General features: G+C 40.7%; 15 protein-coding genes. 5 read left to right on the top strand and 10 right to left on the bottom strand.

From position 1 onward, the window contains the following. Positions 1 to 73: 73 nt before the first annotated feature. From F986_RS13795 to F986_RS13785, 3 genes are all read right to left on the bottom strand, one after another. Positions 74 to 256 carry a hypothetical protein gene (locus F986_RS13795; protein ID WP_004696064.1) on the bottom strand — a complete coding sequence of 61 codons (183 nt, stop codon included), beginning with the start codon at positions 254 to 256 and terminating at the stop codon, positions 74 to 76. A 12-nt stretch (positions 257 to 268) separates the two neighbouring features. Then, positions 269 to 3,079, bottom strand: coding sequence for a type VI secretion system Vgr family protein (locus tag F986_RS13790; protein WP_004696062.1), 2,811 nt, complete (start codon positions 3,077 to 3,079; stop codon positions 269 to 271). A gap of 199 nt (positions 3,080 to 3,278) precedes the next feature. Then, positions 3,279 to 3,902, bottom strand: coding sequence for a cation efflux transmembrane domain-containing protein (locus F986_RS13785; RefSeq protein WP_004696060.1), 624 nt, complete (start codon positions 3,900 to 3,902; stop codon positions 3,279 to 3,281). A 76-nt stretch (positions 3,903 to 3,978) separates the two neighbouring features. Here F986_RS13785 and F986_RS13780 point away from each other — a divergent pair, with 76 nt between their 5' ends. The 3 genes from F986_RS13780 (at position 3,979) to F986_RS13770 (ending at position 6,542) form a co-directional block, all read left to right on the top strand. Continuing rightward, positions 3,979 to 4,410 (top strand): Cd(II)/Pb(II)-responsive transcriptional regulator, encoded by a 432-nt coding sequence (locus F986_RS13780; protein ID WP_004696058.1) that lies wholly within the window; start codon positions 3,979 to 3,981, stop codon positions 4,408 to 4,410. A gap of 462 nt (positions 4,411 to 4,872) precedes the next feature. Next, on the top strand, positions 4,873 to 6,273 hold the full coding sequence (gene trhP, locus F986_RS13775) for a prephenate-dependent tRNA uridine(34) hydroxylase TrhP (protein WP_004696056.1): 1,401 nt from the start codon (positions 4,873 to 4,875) through the stop codon (positions 6,271 to 6,273). A gap of 14 nt (positions 6,274 to 6,287) precedes the next feature. Continuing rightward, on the top strand, positions 6,288 to 6,542 hold the full coding sequence (locus tag F986_RS13770) for a YfhL family 4Fe-4S dicluster ferredoxin (protein ID WP_004696054.1): 255 nt from the start codon (positions 6,288 to 6,290) through the stop codon (positions 6,540 to 6,542). Between the two features lie 284 nt (positions 6,543 to 6,826). Here the strand turns inward: F986_RS13770 and ahpF are convergent, their stop codons facing one another. The 4 genes from ahpF to F986_RS13750 all read right to left on the bottom strand — a co-directional run bounded on the left by ahpF (position 6,827) and on the right by F986_RS13750 (position 11,463). After that, the gene (gene ahpF, locus F986_RS13765) at positions 6,827 to 8,392 is read right to left on the bottom strand and encodes an alkyl hydroperoxide reductase subunit F (protein ID WP_004696052.1); all 1,566 of its coding nucleotides are present in this window, start codon (positions 8,390 to 8,392) and stop codon (positions 6,827 to 6,829) included. A 169-nt stretch (positions 8,393 to 8,561) separates the two neighbouring features. Then, positions 8,562 to 9,488, bottom strand: a complete 927-nt coding sequence (locus tag F986_RS13760) for a hypothetical protein (RefSeq protein WP_004696051.1) — start codon at positions 9,486 to 9,488, stop codon at positions 8,562 to 8,564. A gap of 33 nt (positions 9,489 to 9,521) precedes the next feature. Continuing rightward, complete coding sequence (locus tag F986_RS13755) at positions 9,522 to 10,655, bottom strand: toxic anion resistance protein (protein WP_004696049.1); 1,134 nt, start codon at positions 10,653 to 10,655, stop codon at positions 9,522 to 9,524. A 19-nt stretch (positions 10,656 to 10,674) separates the two neighbouring features. Continuing rightward, a complete protein-coding gene (locus F986_RS13750; RefSeq protein WP_004696046.1) occupies positions 10,675 to 11,463 on the bottom strand; it encodes a hypothetical protein in 789 nt (262 codons plus the stop codon). Between the two features lie 161 nt (positions 11,464 to 11,624). Between F986_RS13750 and F986_RS13745 the strand changes: the two genes are divergently transcribed. Then, entirely contained in the window at positions 11,625 to 12,290 is a 666-nt protein-coding gene (locus F986_RS13745; RefSeq protein ID WP_004696045.1) for a hypothetical protein, read from the top strand. A gap of 32 nt (positions 12,291 to 12,322) precedes the next feature. On the opposite strand, the gene rnk is transcribed toward F986_RS13745, so the two are convergent. From rnk to F986_RS13730, 3 genes are all read right to left on the bottom strand, one after another. Further along, positions 12,323 to 12,727: a nucleoside diphosphate kinase regulator gene (gene rnk / locus F986_RS13740; RefSeq protein ID WP_004696044.1), complete on the bottom strand. Its 405-nt coding sequence runs from the start codon at positions 12,725 to 12,727 to the stop codon at positions 12,323 to 12,325. A gap of 170 nt (positions 12,728 to 12,897) precedes the next feature. Beyond that, complete coding sequence (gene glyA, locus F986_RS13735) at positions 12,898 to 14,151, bottom strand: serine hydroxymethyltransferase (protein ID WP_004696043.1); 1,254 nt, start codon at positions 14,149 to 14,151, stop codon at positions 12,898 to 12,900. Positions 14,152 to 14,307: 156 nt separating this feature from the next. Continuing rightward, entirely contained in the window at positions 14,308 to 15,567 is a 1,260-nt protein-coding gene (locus F986_RS13730; RefSeq protein WP_004696039.1) for an alpha/beta hydrolase, read from the bottom strand. Between the two features lie 491 nt (positions 15,568 to 16,058). Here F986_RS13730 and F986_RS13725 point away from each other — a divergent pair, with 491 nt between their 5' ends. Then, positions 16,059 to 16,757, top strand: a complete 699-nt coding sequence (locus F986_RS13725) for an exonuclease domain-containing protein (RefSeq protein WP_004696037.1) — start codon at positions 16,059 to 16,061, stop codon at positions 16,755 to 16,757. Positions 16,758 to 16,767 lie beyond the last annotated feature (10 nt).

Raw genomic sequence — 16,767 nt, 5'->3', positions numbered from 1 at the left:
GTGCCATAAAATACTCCATATATTGATGTTTATAACATCATTTGGGGAGCAAAATATCACTTATAAGTGTTGTTCAAATTTCCTGATCCACCTCTGTTTTTATTACCTTTCCTGTCTTTGTAGTTTGATCTTTATCTAAAATCCTAGTTGTAGTAGGAAACACAAGACTTTGAAAAGTCACTTTATAGTCTAAGTTTGGAATTTCTTCGTCAACATTTTTATATGTAAGGCGTAATCTAAATGCAATATTCGACATTATTTATACCAACTATTCTTTGCTATCTGTTTCATTTTCAATATAGCCAATAACTGGCTCATCTATATCAATAAAGACTTCTAAAGGCTCTGCAACTTCTGAATAAATCCTATTAGTCCGACCTCTTTCATCTAGTACACCTTCCAAATAAATTCCATCTTTTTTGCGGACACGGTAAGAAGTTTTTAAATAATCTGAATAAAGCCCAAGACTAGAAAAATCAAGACGATGGCTAAATTTTGTTACTTCAGCAAAAACTGGTTCTTTTAATATTGGTAAAGACATATTAACTTTCCCACCATCCAAAAACTGATGCTGCCCCGCTTTGACCTCAAACTTTCCAGCAGTGGTCGGTAATACCCCTGCACCACTAATCTCAATTTGACTACCACCAGCAGTTAGCACGATTTTCTTATTGGCCTTAATTTCAATTTGCTCTTCCGTAGAAATAATCTGAATGCCTTTCCGCGCAATGACATCGAGTTCATCACCTTGCGCTTGGATTTCAACCTTGCCCTTGCCTGCATAGGCTCTTAGCCCGTCTTGTGCTGCAAAGAGACTTATTTTCTCACTGGCATGCGCAATCAATGATTTCTGCGTAGAAAGGTTAATACTCTCCCCTGCACTTTGGCTGATTTGACCATCAGCTGAGAGATACAGATCTTCATTGCTGCTCACAGCTATGGAGTTTGGTGCAGAGAGAATCATGATGGCTTGTTTAAATGCATCTGCCTTGTTTTGATCTTGTTGTTCAATCTGTTCTAAGAAGCCTTTTAAGTTTTCTAAAACTTCAAGCGGATCCGTCTGTTGATTCTTCGCCACTTCACTTAACGCTTGGCTATTGTTTAAAGTCCCTTCAAGTTGTTGTTTGGCAGGTTGAGCATTCAGATGTGTACCTGCAGCTTGATCTTGTTTATGGCTACTGAGCAGTAAACCGTCACCTGCTCGAATCGCGCCCCATTGATCAGTTCGAAGCTCGAAGCCTTCTCCTCGCCCTTCACTTCTCTCCGCTTCTTTCGGGTGGCTGAGGTTACCGAGGTTCAACTGAGTTGCCCCATGACTACTTTGTAGTTGAGTCGAAATTTGACCCGTGGTGTCATCGAAGCGGAGTTGGTTATAGCCTTCACCCCCTATTTCTTTAGAGCGAATCCCAGCTAGTTTCTTGGTCTCTGGCAATTGCCCTTTCTGATCAAATTTCGTTGGGCTGCGCTGCGCTTCATGAATCCGTCCAACCACAAAGGGACGGTCGAGATTGCCATCAAAGAAATCAATCACCACGATTTCACCAATGCGCGGTAAAAAGCGTGCGCCATAGCCCTCACCCGCCCATGGGGTCAAGACATCAACCCATGCCGAGTCTGTATCATTGTCATTGGCGCCTGCACCGCCGTCATGGCTGTGGTCATCGTTGCGGGTAAAGAGGAAGCGAACTTTGATCCGCCCCCATTCATCCACATGAATTTCTTCGCCACTTGGTCCCACAACTTTGGCACGTTGTGGGTGTGTGGCTGGTCGGTGCGCTATCGGGTTATAAGCTGGAACGGTCGTGATGTGACGACGCTGTAAACTCAAGTGGTTGGCTTGGCGTTCGCTTGGCACTGTGGTGGTTTTGAGTGACCATTGGCTTTGTTTCAGTAAATGCTGAATTTGCTCACTCAGATCTTTAGGCAAGTTGTTTTGATTATAAAAAGTCTTGGTCGTGATCAGAAATTCTTTGTCTGCATCACTATGTTGATCAAGTTCAGGATGTTCATGTAACTCAAACCAATACCCCACTTGGGCATCACGTACGGTGCTCTGTGCAGTGAATTGTTTCGCCTGTTGGTTGTAGACATTACTCAGGGTTTGATTGAGTTTTTCAATTTGGCTGTTTGATGCTGTGGTCGCCTGATCTTCTCCATTTAAATCTTGCATCCATGCAGGGCTAATATGCCACGCTTGTTCTAGGCTGAGGCTGGCATTGTCTTGCTGTGTGCTGTGTTGATGTTGGCTTTGGACTGAACCTGCGCCTTCTTCTTGACTCAGGTGATCGGCTTGCCAACGTTGGATATGGACTGCAGTCGGTTGTAGGCTGCGCTGCGCACTCAGACTGATGATGCTATCCTGTTGTTCGGTAGCACTAGAACGATGAAAACGAATCTGTCGACGCTTTAAGGCTTGAAACTGACTGTTGTCATCCAAGAGTCTAAGTTTTTGGGCTTGAATCGGATGACGAGTATGAGGCACATAGAGTTCAGCTTCATCAATCAGCCAGTTGATGCCTTCACTGCGCCAGAGCCGTGTTAGAAAGTCATAATCGGTTTCATTCGACTGCATGATGAAGGGACGAACATCAATCTCTGTATTTAAACCAGAAAGATCAAGACTGAGGCTTGCAGCAAATAGCGGACTTTTACTCTGCCATTCCTTGAAGAGTATTTCACTGACATCTCGCACACTTTTATTCATAAACACTCGGCTGTTGCGACGTTTATGCCAAAGTGCCGTTGCGTCTTCTAAGCGAAGTTTATACAGGGTCAGTGCACCATCACTTTGTCCTTGTTCGGCGTGGGTGATGATCCCTGTGCTGCGAAATAATGTGCCTTGGTCTGTAATCTGATCGACTGCGACTTGCACCCCGATAAACTGTTTGAGTGGAATCAGGGCATTGGTTGAGAGGCAGATCAATTCAACATTTAAACCTTGGTTTAATGCATGTGTGCCTTCAATATGCTGCAAAAAGATGTCATGATTTAATGCAGCAGGTGAAAATTGTGCATGAATGGCACGTTTTTGTGCACTTAACCCCAATTGCTCAAGCACTTGAGTGATTGTATTTATCATCGTCTATATTTTTAAAAAGTAAGTTTCAGTCATAGTCGATCGCAAACAGCGATCATAAATTAGGCGCCATTATAGCCAGATCAATCCAACAAATGAGCAGAGTTTTATTCTTATTATGTAAACAACAAAATGCCCCGAGCCGCTGCGGAGCATCTTTATGGAAAATAATTTCACTTTGATTAAGAAATTTAGCGTTTTCTTAATTCTCAAGCTGTAATCTACGCTCAGATAATGCTTTGCTCACCACTTGATAACCCGCAGTCATACCTAAAGTCGCCATAATGCCTGCCACGATTATGTCTGGCCACAAACTGCCTGTGCCAAATACACCTATTGCAGCAAAAATAACCGCCACATTTCCAATCGCATCATTTCGACTACAAAGCCAGACCGATTGCATATTAGAGTCACCTTCTCTAAAGGCATATAAAATGACGGCACAAACCACATTCGCAAGCAAAGCAATCACACCAATCACCCCCATGGTCATAGCTTCAGGTGGAATTCCCAAAGCATAGGCATAGATCACTTTACCAATCACCACCAAGCCAAACAACGCCATGGTCATGCCTTTGAGCAGTGCCACTGTCGCCCGCCAATATAAACTCGCACCAAGCACCGCTAGGGAAATACCATAGTTGACTGCATCACCAAAGAAATCTAAAGAATCAGCCCATAAGGATGACGAATGTGCATAAGCTCCACCAATAAGCTCCACCACGAACATAGCTAAATTGATAAATAAGGCTATCCACAATGCCGTTCTAAACTTACTATTTGGCTTTTGCGGTGCGGGTGCACAACTGCAAGAAGAACATGCCATATACACAACCTCTATCCAGACGTAATCATTTTCTATTATGATTAAAAACTATGGAGTCGCTCTAAGGTCAAGCAAAATGAATCAACAAAACTCATCTGCTATTTATTTGATGAAAGACTTAGTCCATAAAACGGGATTAAGTGCCGATACCATTCGTTTCTATGAAAAAAAGCATTTATTAGAGCCTTCTTTTCGCGGAGAAAATAACTATCGCTATTATCAAGATGATGCGCTTAAACGACTCATTTTTATTAAACGTTGCCGCGCGCTGGATATCTCACTCAAAGAAATTGAATACCTGATTGAACTGGAACAAAAGCCTCAACAAGACTGTAGTGCGGTCAATCAACTGATCGATGAACATTTGAAACAAGTCGAACAAAAAATCATTGAATTGCAAAAATTTCAGATACAACTACAACAACTTCGGCAGTCCTGCGCAACTCAATCAACCATTGATGATTGCCAAATTCTAAGACATCTTGAAGCAGGACTTACAGATGCATAAAACACATCAATACAAAATTTAGACTGTGGGTATTATTTGGTTTTGCTACCTATTTACCCGAGCCTTACATAGTCAATGCAGAATTTTTATATTTATTTTCTTTAATTTTTTAATAAATTCACAAATAAAAAATCTAGCTTCACAGCAAATCTAATAAAAATGATCCCTAATTATTTCGGATAAAAGGCCACAAAGAACTCTAGCTTTTTGATGATTAGAACCTCAAGTAAGTTTTATATAACCGATCTTTTACTTTATAAAACAAGGATATTTAAATTTACTTCTATCCTTAGCCACATAAAACCATAGATCCAGATATTGATAATTGAGCACTCAAATCCAGCGTTTGAACGTGTGATTATCGCGTCTATCCCCGCTTAAATTCCGAGTTGTTTACTAGGTTGAATCTATTTTTTAAAGCCCTACAATAAACCCATATTTTTTTTATGCCTTAGTTTAATCATGAGCATTCATCACGTTACTGAACTTCTTTCTCCTGCAGGTTCGCTTAAAAATATGCGTTATGCATTTGCCTATGGTGCAGATGCAGTCTATGCCGGACAACCTCGTTACAGTCTACGTGTGCGCAATAATGAATTTGATCATGACAATCTGGCTATCGGCATTCAAGAAGCGCATGACTTAGGAAAAAAGTTTTATGTGGTCGTCAACATTCAACCGCATAACTCGAAACTCAAAAACTTTATTCGCGACCTCACACCTGTGGTTGCGATGCAACCCGATGCCCTGATCATGTCGGATCCAGGCCTGATTATGATGGTACGCGAGCATTTTCCAGACATGGATGTGCATCTTTCCGTTCAGGCCAATGCAGTCAACTGGGCTACTGTGAAGTTTTGGAAAAATATGGGACTGACTCGTGTCATTTTGTCCCGTGAATTATCCATTGATGAAATTGAAGAAATTAAGCAACAAGTGCCTGACATGGAAATTGAGGTTTTTGTGCATGGTGCGTTATGCATGGCATACTCTGGACGTTGTATGCTTTCAGGCTATATGAATAAACGTGATGCCAATCAAGGGGCATGTACCAATGCCTGCCGTTGGGAATATAAAGTTCATGAGACTACGCAAGATGAAAATGGTGATGTGATCCCAGTCCAAAATCTGAATACAGACTCCAATTGCTGTTCAAACACTGATGCTGATGAACTACATATGCAAGCACAACATCAGTTCGATGAACCCGTATTACTACAACGTCATGATGAAGACATGTTTGCTGCTGAAGAAGACGAACATGGTACTTACTTTATGAACTCAAAAGACTTACGCGCGGTGCAACACGTTGAGCGCTTAACCCAAATGGGGATCCATTCTTTAAAAATTGAAGGACGCACCAAGTCTTATTTTTACTGTGCGCGTACCGCCCAAATTTATCGCAAAGCCATAGATGATGCGCTCGCAGGTAAGCCTTTTGACCCATCACTCATGACACAACTCGAAGGTCTAGCCAACCGTGGTTATACCGAAGGTTTCTTACGTCGCCACGTACATAGCGAATATCAAAACTATGAAAATGGTTCATCCAGTTTTGACCATCAACAATACTGCGGTGAAATTTTGGAACGCAATGGCGATTATTTGAAAGTCGATGTCAAAAACCGTTTTGTAGTGGGCGATGTACTCGAACTCATGACCACTTCAGGCAACATCACTTTTAAACTGACAGAAATCCTCGATAAAAAAGGCAATCCAATACTTGAAGCGAAAGGTTCAGGGCATGTGATTGAAATACCTGTTCCTGCTGATGTCGACATGCGCTATGCCCTACTGATTCGTAACTTACCGCATTCAAGTGCCGACATTTCAGCGCCTGCATTGGCCTATGTTGCAAGCTGACTGGGGTTAATGTTATGGCATTACAAATAACGGATGCATGTATTAACTGTGATATGTGTCTTCCCGAATGTCCCAATACCGCTATTTTTGAAGGTGATAAAATTTATGAAATAGATGTCAGCCGTTGCACCGAGTGTGTTGGTTTTTATGACACCCAAACCTGTGTCGATGTTTGCCCAATTGCTTGTATCGAGCCACATCCAGAACACGTTGAAACACAGCAACAATTGTTAGAAAAATTTAAAGGATTGAACTTATTTAGCGTCTAACCTTGGGGAAAGTAGAAAAGAAACCGAGTACTGACCACACTCAGAGTTTCAAAACAAAAACTGGGCAAAGAATAACAATAAACAACAACTAAATGAAAAAGCCAAAGTGACTGGGGAGCACTTTGGCTTTTTCTTTGTAAAAGATATTTGCTTTAAACAAAAAAAGGAACTGAGCTGTTAGTGACTCAGTTCCTATCAAGGGTAAAACCAAAGATCAGCAATACAACATAAAGGGAAAAAGCCAACGTATATTTTGGGAGAGCGTTGGCTTTTTCATTTCACACTTACAGCCCAGAACGAATAATGTAATCAAAAGCAGACAGAGATGCTTTTGCGCCTTCACCTGTGGCAATGATGATTTGCTTGTATGGCACAGTCGTACAGTCACCTGCGGCAAATACACCTTTGACATTGGTTTCGTTGCGATCGTTAATCACAATCTCACCACGGTTTGAAAGCTCAACCGTTGTTTCTTTTAAGAAATCGGTGTTTGGTAATAAACCAATTTGTACAAAGATTCCTGCAAGTTCAACCGTATGTTCTACATCAGTTGCACGGTCTTTATATTTCAATGCCGTCACTTGTGAACCATCACCCACAACTTCAGTTGAGAGTGCATTCAGGATCACTGTGGTATTAGGCAAGCTATGCAATTTATCTTGCAACACTTGGTCAGCACGTAGTTTGGTATCAAACTCAACCAAAGTCACATGTTCTACAATCCCCGCAAGATCAATCGCAGCTTCGACACCTGAGTTCCCTCCACCAATCACAGCAACACGTTTGCCTTTAAACAGTGGACCATCACAGTGTGGGCAGTAGGCAACACCACGAGTACGGTATTCTGCTTCACCAGGCACATTCATTTCTCTCCAACGTGCACCTGTTGAAAGGATTACCGTTTTAGATTCAAGCTTCGCACCATTTTCTAAAGTGACTTCAACCAAGCCATTTGCTGTCTCATCTGCACCTTTGATGTTAGAAACACGCTGTAAGTTCATGATGTCCACACCATACTCACGTACATGTGCTTCCATTTCAGCAGCAAACTTCGGCCCTTGGGTCTTTTGAATCGAGGTGTAGTTTTCAATGTCCATGGTATCCATGACTTGACCACCCATACGTTCAGCCACGATCCCTGTTTTAATACCTTTACGTGCTGCGTAGATGGCAGAAGTATTTCCCGCAGGGCCACCACCAATCACTAAAACATCAAAAGCATCTTTGGCATTGAGTTTTTCAGCTTCTTTGACTGCTGAATTGGTATCCAGTTTGGCAATAATTTCTTCCAAGGTCATACGGCCTTGACCGATATGGTTATTGTCTTGGAACACCATTGGTACAGCCATGATTTTGCGTTCTTCAACTTCGTCTTGGAAGAATGCCCCATCAATCATAGTTGCTGTCGTGCCTGGATTGTAAATGGCAATCAGGTTTAAGGCTTGCACCACGTCTGGACAGTTATGACAGCTTAAAGAGACAAAGACGTCAAAGTCAGACTGGATGCCCAAAGCTTTGATTGAAGCCAAAACTTCATCCGATACTTTGGGTGCATAACCTGAGGTTTGTAACAATGCCAAGATCAAAGAGGTAAACTCATGTCCCATCGGTAAACCCGCAAAGAATACACGCGGCTCTTCACCGGCTTTTGCCACACCAAAGCTCGGTGCACGTGAGTTTTGACCATCAAAACGTGCAGTCACCAGTGGAGACAGTGCTGCAACCTCTTCAACCAATTCTTTGATTTTGTCTGATTTCTCAGAACCGTTCAAAGTCGCAACCAATTCAATCGGACCTTCAAGGCGTTCAAGAAGTGTTTTTAATTGAGCTGAAGTATTTTGATCTAACATGGTTAAGCTCTCCAAAGCAGTCTATAAAATTATTTGATAGAAGAATCATAGAGTAAATCTAAAAATAGATAAAACAGTTTGTTTTTATTTTAATAATCGGTTTTATAGATTTAAAACTATTCATCATAAAAAGTCCCACTAATCGCAGGACTATAAATGAAGTAAAAGATTAAGATTCACTCTGCATCCGCTGTTCAATTCTTAAAGTTCTGGCTTTTAACTGACGCGTCAAACCAAAAAATACAAGACTCAACAGCGCCATAAGTAGCATCAAGATAAGCGAAAAGAATTGCATGACCGTAGTGAACTGCGCTGCTTGCTGAACTTGTTTTTCTACACTTGCAGCCATCGGCGTAAGTGTTTTGCCATAGAGTTGATGCTGCATCGCCCATAACTGTTCAGGCTTAAACCCATATTCAATAAAATGTGAATCGGTTTTTTCTGCTTGGACCAGAGCAAGCACATGCGGAATTGCTGCATTTTTATCGACAGGTTGGTGTAACAATGCCGTTTGCGCAAGTAAATAATGTTTTACAGGCATTTGTATTTGCGACTGCTGCAAATACTGCGCTATTTCACTTTGCTGAATATTTTTATCGTAGTGTACGATTTGCTGAAAAGCCTCGCTTTCATCATCTTTTAAATCATATTGCACATAAGTCAGCCCTGACCAAAGCAGAATAAAGGCAATGAGCCATGCCACAAACTTCAATATAAAAGACTGAAAACGTACATAGAAAAAATGAATTTTCCGTGCATAGTGCACCAGTATGAATGCCCCAATAAAAGACACCATGATCTTGAGCACAAGCCAACCAAACCACGACAGCAAATTCAGAAAATAATCTGGCTGATGTCCTAGTGATGCGAGATTTTCATCGACACTCATGGGCATATGCAGTTGCTGTATTTCAGTACTCAGTCCAAAAAAGCTATAGACAAAATCAGGTTGTAGAAAATAGCTAATGCTGGAGGCAATAAACAAGACAGCACTCAACATACACCATAAACTTAGTTTACGCTGACGTTGTTTGAGTGCAACCACGCCTTGTTCAATGTGCTGAGGCTGAACAACATACTCATCTAAGGAAGGCAAATACTTCTCCTCTATCGACCACGCAACTCGGCATTAAGATGGTGTCGTACGATTAGAACTTGAGTCTAAAACCAATTGATTCAAATTGTCCTGCAAACTACGCAAACGTGTGGTTGCTTCAGCACGTTTCTGCATCCCTTCTTTTTGTATTTGAATCACATCATTTACTGTTTTAATGAGGGTGTTTTGTACATGTTCAAGCGTCTCAATATCAATCACTGAACGTTGATTTGCTTTTGCTGTATCTACTGAGTTTTGATGTAACAAATCAGCATTGCGCTTCAACAAGTCATTGGTCGCATCATCAATGGTATTGGCCAACTGCACACTATTCGTCTGCTCATTTAAAGAAATCGCCAAACTAATTTGGTTTTTCCATGCAGGCAATGTAATGTTTTTAATCGCATAAAACTTATCGACCAACATCAAATTATTAGACTGGATAATACGAATCATCGGTAATGTTTGCATGGCTGATTGTTGTAAAACCTGCAAATCACTCACACGTTTTTCCAAATTATTGGCTAAATGATTGAGGTCGTAAACTCTCTGTGTCGTGGTTTGGTCTTGCCCCTGTGCAGTCAGTGTTGAGATTTCCTGCTGAATTTCATCCTGTTTCAACTTACCCGCTGCGATATACACACCGAGCTGTTTATATTCACTTTGCACACCATGAAACATCCGATCTAGCGTATCAACACGTGCTTTTAAACCAGACTGTGATTTTTCAATTTCTTTCACTAAAGTATCAATCTGTTCTTTGGTGGTATTAAAGTGCATATCAATATTATTCTTTGCGCCTTTAATTTTGCTTATCAAGCCACCGAAGAAACCTGAATTTTTCTTTTTATTTAAGATACTTGAGGTATTCAGTTGTTGTGCAACTTGTACCACCTGATTTAGCTTTTGCCCAGTTTCATCCAAGTCCTTATTTTGAACCAAATTTAACAACTCATCGGTATATCCTGAGGTTTGTGTCGCAATATTTTTACCATACTCCGCTACGGCGTTATGGTTGATTTCTGCCAACTCTTTCCGTGCTGCCAAGACCGCATTGAAGTCATCTTGTTGCAAGCCAATTTCTTGCAAATTTAACTGTTGAAACTTATGTTCAATCACTTCGGTGGTTGGCTCTACCACAAGACTGTTTTGTTCTGAGTTGGTCATAATTCACCTAATCTATTTCTTAAAGTGTTGGTTTCTGTAGTGATTTTTTTAAGGTATGAATCAATTTTTCACGGCTATTATCGAGCTTTTCTAGTTCAATTGTCGAGCTTGATTGCTGCGATTGTTTGACATGATATTGCCATGCCGGGATCAAAACCTGCTGTGCATCTTTATATCGGTCTAACAAACTCAATGAAAGCTGCTGTGACAACTGCATTTGCGTAATCGCAATATCATTACTGCTTTGCAAAGTCTGCAAGCTGTTTATTTTCTTGGATAAACGTTCTGCAAAATTATCTAAAGGATGTGCATTCTTCACAAATTTAGGATATTCCATTAAAAATGCTTCAGCCGCAGATATATATTTGGCCATTTGCTCACGTAAGCCTGTTAACTGCTGATAGCGCGCCTGTGACTTTTGAATTTCAATTTGTAATTTTTGGCTGAGATGATTGGCTCGATCCAACAGCTGATCCAGTTTTTTATAGTATTCAACTTGGGTTGAACCATATTCAATATCAATTCCGAGCCACTTTTGTAGCCCATTAAATTTACGCTTCTTCAGATATTTTTTTGAGTCAGCCAGTGACTGGATCAGTTGCTCAATGGTCTGACTCAACTGTAAAGTGAGCTGCGGGTCCACTCCATTTAACAGCACAGACTGCGCTTGAATGACACCATCTGCATAATGATTGAGACGATATTGATCGTTCAGCAAAGGAACCAAATCATTACGCTGGATACTTAAAAGTTCATCTGAATTGACTGGTATATCCCTTAAAGGAACAAGAACGTCAATTTGTGCCATAGTGCTTTAACCCAATAAAGAAATTGAATAAAATCATTTTTATAGTACAGCTTTTATGTCAAATAACATGTAGATTTTTGCAAAAATGTTGTGAAAACCGTTTATCCTGATCTGGCTAATCATCGCTTCTGTTTCCAACAAAATTATATCTATTCAAAATTATGATCATTCGCCTTCAGCACATCATTCGTTATAGTTTAGGTTTCTGCATTGCATTAACCTTACTTATCAGTGTTGGTGCGCACTATAAAGCAAAACACATTCACGAAACATTTTTAGAGCATGATCCAAGCCAATTACAACAAGTGAGTGGCACACTGCTAGATAATGAAACAGCCGTCCAACTTTATCAAAAAAATCAAGCACCCTATAACTTAAACAGCTTGGGGAAAACGCACTTTTTGGTCGGTATCTTTAGCCAGAACCAAGGTCGAATTCAAACAGTTTGGTGTGATCGTTGGCCAGACGCACCACTTAAGACCTCCTCTGACACAGGCCCGAAAAATCCAATGAATAAAATAAATTTACCTATTCGCTATTTTCATACTTGCCAATGGCTATTCGATGCAATGCAGTTCCCTTTAGACATTCCCGCTTGGACAGGGCAACCCATCACCTATCTAAAAAGCCATCAAGATATTTTGTATGCATTAAATGTGAATGGGAAAAAGATTTTCGGCTATGAACAAGCCTATCAGCAATATAAACAACTCTATATAAATGAAATAAAAAATCGCAATCAATCAGCACTCTATTTTATTGTTTTCTTTTGCATTACTGTCTTTCAGTATAGAAAGTACATATTCAAAGTCATAAAAAAGCCATGATCAACATGGCTTTAAAATGGAGTGTTTCGATATTATAAATAATCGCCTTCACGCTCAGGTTGATAAACCACTTTTTCAATTTTGACTTTCATCATTTGACCATCTGGCTGCGGCCATTCAATTTCTTGACCTTCAGCTAAGCCAAGAATTGCTGCACCAATGGGGGCTACAACATTGACCTGTCCCTTCTCGCCTTTAAAATCATGCGGATAAACCAAAGTAATTTCAGATGCTTCTGTAGATGGTGCAATGGTCAGTAAAACTTTTGCATTCATCGTTACCACATTGGCAGGCATATCTTGTGGAGCAACAACATCGGCGCGGGCCAATTCTTCTTCAAGCAACTGCATGGTCGGTGTAAGTTTAGGCTGATGTTCTAACATCGTTTCTAAACGATGAAGATCCTGCTCAGAAATGATAATTGCTGGGTTTGCCATGTGCTGCATTCCTATTTGAATACGGTATGAATAAAATTCTTATTAAAAATAATTTATTAGCCTATAACTTCTGTTATATCAGAAATGCAGTCTAAATTACATTTCAACTGATTTTGATTTTTTAATGCTATAAAAAAAGCCCCCTTGAGGGGGCTTTCTCAAGTCAGAACTTAGTTTGCGTAAACAGGAAATTTCGCACAAACAGCTTCAACTTTCACTTTAACAGCGTTAATCACAGCTTCGTCACCTTTGCTGTCTAGGATATCAGCGATCCAGCCAGCAAGTTCACGTACTTCAGCTTCGCCGAAACCACGAGTCGTCACAGCCGGTGTACCAATACGGATACCAGAAGTCACAAATGGTGAGCGTGGGTCATTTGGTACAGCATTTTTGTTCACAGTAATGTGAGCTGCACCTAACCATGCATCTGCTTCTTTACCTGTTACATCTTGCTTAATAAGAGATAACAAGAACAAGTGGTTTTCTGTACCGCCAGAAACGATGTCATAACCACGAGCAATAAGAACTTCAGCCATTGCTTGAGCGTTCTTCACCACTTGTTGTTGGTAAACTTTGTATTCAGGAGCCATTGCTTCTTTAAAGCAAATTGCTTTAGCCGCTACCGCATGAACCAATGGACCACCTTGGTTGCCAGGGAATACAGCTGATTGTAATTTTTTCTCAATTTCTTCGTTTGCTTTCGCAAGGATTAAACCTGAACGTGGGCCACGAAGTGTTTTGTGTGTAGTGGTTGTTGTTACGTCAGCAATCTGAACTGGGCTTGGGTAAACACCAGCAGCAACTAGACCAGCAACGTGAGCCATATCTACAAATAGGTAAGCGCCAACTTTATCCGCGATGTCACGGAAACGCTGCCAATCTACAATTTGGCTATAAGCAGAGAAACCAGCTACGATCATACGTGGCTTGTGCTCAACTGCTAAACGCTCAACTTCTTCGTAATCAATTTCGCCAGTTTCAGGGTTTAAACCGTACTGAATTGCGTTGTATGTTTTACCAGAAAAACTTACTTTAGCACCGTGAGTCAAGTGACCACCGTGAGCCAAACTCATACCCAAAACAGTGTCGCCTGGGTTAAGAAGAGCTAAGTAAACAGCAGAGTTTGCTTGTGAACCTGCATGTGGTTGAACGTTTGCGTAATCTGCACCGAAAAGCTCTTTAGCACGGTCAATCGCTAATTGTTCAATCACGTCTACATATTCACAACCGCCGTAGTAGCGTTTGCCTGGGTAGCCTTCAGCATATTTGTTTGTAAGTTTTGAACCTTGCGCTTCCATTACTGCTGGAGAGCAATAGTTTTCAGAAGCAATCAGTTCGATGTGCGCTTCTTGGCGAGCATCTTCATTTGTGATTGCTTGCGCGATTTCTGGATCAAATTCAGCAATTGAGATATTGGCAAACATTAGCGAGGTCCTATGAAATTAGGGCTTTTAAGCCGTGCTAAGATTGGCGCGTATTGTAGCATGAAGTTTATAAAGTTCGAGAACGAACTTTACGCAGTTTTAAATAAAAAATCGCTCATGAAGCAGAACTCCATGAGCGATTTGAGTCAAAGCAAATTACTGAATTGGCATGAGAGTTTTGACATCGGTCACAAAATTATCCAAATTACGAGTATAAACAGTCGTATGATTCCATTTATCAACTGGAGCAAGTAGTCCATCATTTTTGTAAGTAATGACTGTCCCCGCTGGGGCAGTATTTACTAATAAATCCGTAACCGTTCTAGGCACAGTCTCATCAAATGATCCTTGATAAATAATGATTGGAGTACTTATCTTCTTTTTCAAAGGCTGAGAACCATTTGCCAGAAAATCTTTCACTTCCGGAATATTGGTCATAAACCCAGTTTGGGTACGTGGATATCCCTCTATTGTTCCAAAAATGTCTGCGTAATCGACCATTGAGGCACGAAAAGTACCTCCTAATAGCGTATAACATAGAGACTCAGCTTGTCTCGCAATATCATCTGTTGGAATTTCAAAGACTTCACTATAGCGTAATGCTGGGTAAGGATTTCTTAATCCTGCTGTAATTAAAGCAGTAAAAGTATCTAATGGCGCAAGAATATTAATTTTTTTCGTTAGATCCGTTTCCGTAGCAGCTTGCTGCTCACCACCTGTGAGGATTAAACTCAGGTTGGATGCTGGTGCAATGGCAATAGCGCCTTTGTAATCGAGCTGTGCTCTTGATGCATTCTCAGCAGCACCTAATGCGGCATGTCCCCCTTGAGAATGGCCAATAACAGTCCAGCGCTTCTCCGTTGTATTTCCCAAATTTTTACTCGCGGCAACAACTGCGTCTGTGATCGAATAAGCCTCACTTTTCAGATTTAAAAATGGATGTAACTCACGACCTCCAGGTTCACCTAAGCCTTCATAATCTGGAGCAACCACGGCATAACCTGCTACAAGTAACTTCGCAATTAAGAATTCGTTTCCACCTAAACCTTGCTGACTCGGGGCACATTGATCAGCAACACCTGTAGTTCCATGTGCCCATGCAACGATCGGCCAACCGCCTGCTGGCATTGGCCCTTTTGGTTTAAAGACTAAAGCTGTTGCTTGCGTTTCACTTCCATTGACCCCACGCATTAAATAGGTCATCAATGTTTTAGAACTACTAACACTATCCAACACAACATTAGCATTAATATCTACATCTGTATAAGCCTCGACTCTAACCACTGGATTAACAATATTATTTTTAGGCACCCCATCATCTACGATAACAGAAGTTGAACCGCCATCCCCTCCTCCACAGGCTGTTAAAACAAGCACAGAACTACTGACAAACACAGCCAATATATGTTTTTTCATCTTAAAATTCCTTAATGACATTTTTTCTTGTTGTAACGATTCAAATCACTTGAATACATTAATGATTTACGCCTCAAAATGACGCATGGCAAGACTGGTTACGAGAATGATACAAAGTGAACATTGTCTGCAAGTGAGCACTTACCATTGTTATAAAAACTGGTAATTTGGAGTTCAAAATAAATCCTGACCCTACAACTGAATTCAGGTGCGGAACACTCTCCTAGTCGTTGTTTGAGCTGAATCCCAAAGAATTATTTTAATTTTAAGCAAAAATTTTCCTTGTAATCTGCCTAAATAAATTGACAAGTAGCTTCCGACTTTTCCCTTGCTCAATAAAGTCTGATCTCTAATCACCTAGGTTCACCAGATGATTTAAACAACATCACCTTACAAAATCATCGAATAAACCACAAATCTGGCTGTCATAGGCTGTCTTGATAGTCTTGGAAATGATAAATTTGTTCAGCTTTTAATTTTCGGATATGCACATGCAAGCCATTATTCTCGACACAGAAACCCATACCCTAAATGGTCAACCCATTGAGATTGCATATGCACCGATTGAAATTGCAAATGGCAAATTAAGCCTAGACAAAAGCCAAGTATTTGATCAGCTCTATACCGTCGATGAACCAATCTCATTCGCAGCGATGGCTGTGCATCATATTTTAGAGTCAGACCTCGTTGGGAAGCCTCACTATACGACCTTTAAACTACCTGCTGAAACACAGTACATCATTGGTCATAATATTGATTATGATATTCGGGCTATCGAAAAATGTGGTGTCGATACTTCTCATATTAAAGCGATTTGTACACTCGCCCTTGCACGTTTGGTCTGGCCTGATGCTGAAGCGCACAATATTTCGGCACTCATTTATATGATCTCCAAAGGTAGTGAAAAAGCCCGTGAGATGATTAAAAAAGCCCATCGTGCCGATATGGATATTATTTTAACGGCCAATATTTTAATGCATGTGGTTCATCAATTAAAAATAAACAGCATGGAGCAATTATTTGCTGTCTCTGAAGATGCTCGTATTCCGCGAATCATTAATTTTGGCAAGCATCGCGGAACAGCGATTGCCGAACTCCCTGCTGACTATATTCAGTGGTTAATGCGTCAAGATGAACTCGATCCGTATTTACGTAAAGCTTTAGAAAATACGAGCATTAAAACGCTCTAAAATGTATTGT

The organism is Acinetobacter johnsonii CIP 64.6 (assembly GCF_000368045.1).
Lineage (GTDB): Bacteria > Pseudomonadota > Gammaproteobacteria > Pseudomonadales > Moraxellaceae > Acinetobacter > Acinetobacter johnsonii.
This window is presented reverse-complemented; position numbering and strand designations above follow the sequence as displayed.

Bases quoted from the DNA above. Each gene is read 5' to 3' on its own strand.
- F986_RS13725 (WP_004696037.1), top strand. From the start codon at position 16,059: ATGCAAGCCATTATTCTCGACACAGAAACCCATACCCTAAATGGTCAA.
- F986_RS13790 (WP_004696062.1), bottom strand. From the start codon at position 3,079: ATGATAAATACAATCACTCAAGTGCTTGAGCAATTGGGGTTAAGTGCA.
- ahpF (WP_004696052.1), bottom strand. From the start codon at position 8,392: ATGTTAGATCAAAATACTTCAGCTCAATTAAAAACACTTCTTGAACGC.
- F986_RS13770 (WP_004696054.1), top strand. From the start codon at position 6,288: ATGGCATTACAAATAACGGATGCATGTATTAACTGTGATATGTGTCTT.
- F986_RS13730 (WP_004696039.1), bottom strand. From the start codon at position 15,567: ATGAAAAAACATATATTGGCTGTGTTTGTCAGTAGTTCTGTGCTTGTT.
- F986_RS13745 (WP_004696045.1), top strand. From the start codon at position 11,625: ATGATCATTCGCCTTCAGCACATCATTCGTTATAGTTTAGGTTTCTGC.
- glyA (WP_004696043.1), bottom strand. From the start codon at position 14,151: ATGTTTGCCAATATCTCAATTGCTGAATTTGATCCAGAAATCGCGCAA.
- F986_RS13750 (WP_004696046.1), bottom strand. From the start codon at position 11,463: ATGGCACAAATTGACGTTCTTGTTCCTTTAAGGGATATACCAGTCAAT.
- rnk (WP_004696044.1), bottom strand. From the start codon at position 12,727: ATGGCAAACCCAGCAATTATCATTTCTGAGCAGGATCTTCATCGTTTA.
- F986_RS13755 (WP_004696049.1), bottom strand. From the start codon at position 10,655: ATGACCAACTCAGAACAAAACAGTCTTGTGGTAGAGCCAACCACCGAA.
- trhP (WP_004696056.1), top strand. From the start codon at position 4,873: ATGAGCATTCATCACGTTACTGAACTTCTTTCTCCTGCAGGTTCGCTT.
- F986_RS13795 (WP_004696064.1), bottom strand. From the start codon at position 256: ATGTCGAATATTGCATTTAGATTACGCCTTACATATAAAAATGTTGAC.
- F986_RS13780 (WP_004696058.1), top strand. From the start codon at position 3,979: ATGAATCAACAAAACTCATCTGCTATTTATTTGATGAAAGACTTAGTC.
- F986_RS13785 (WP_004696060.1), bottom strand. From the start codon at position 3,902: ATGGCATGTTCTTCTTGCAGTTGTGCACCCGCACCGCAAAAGCCAAAT.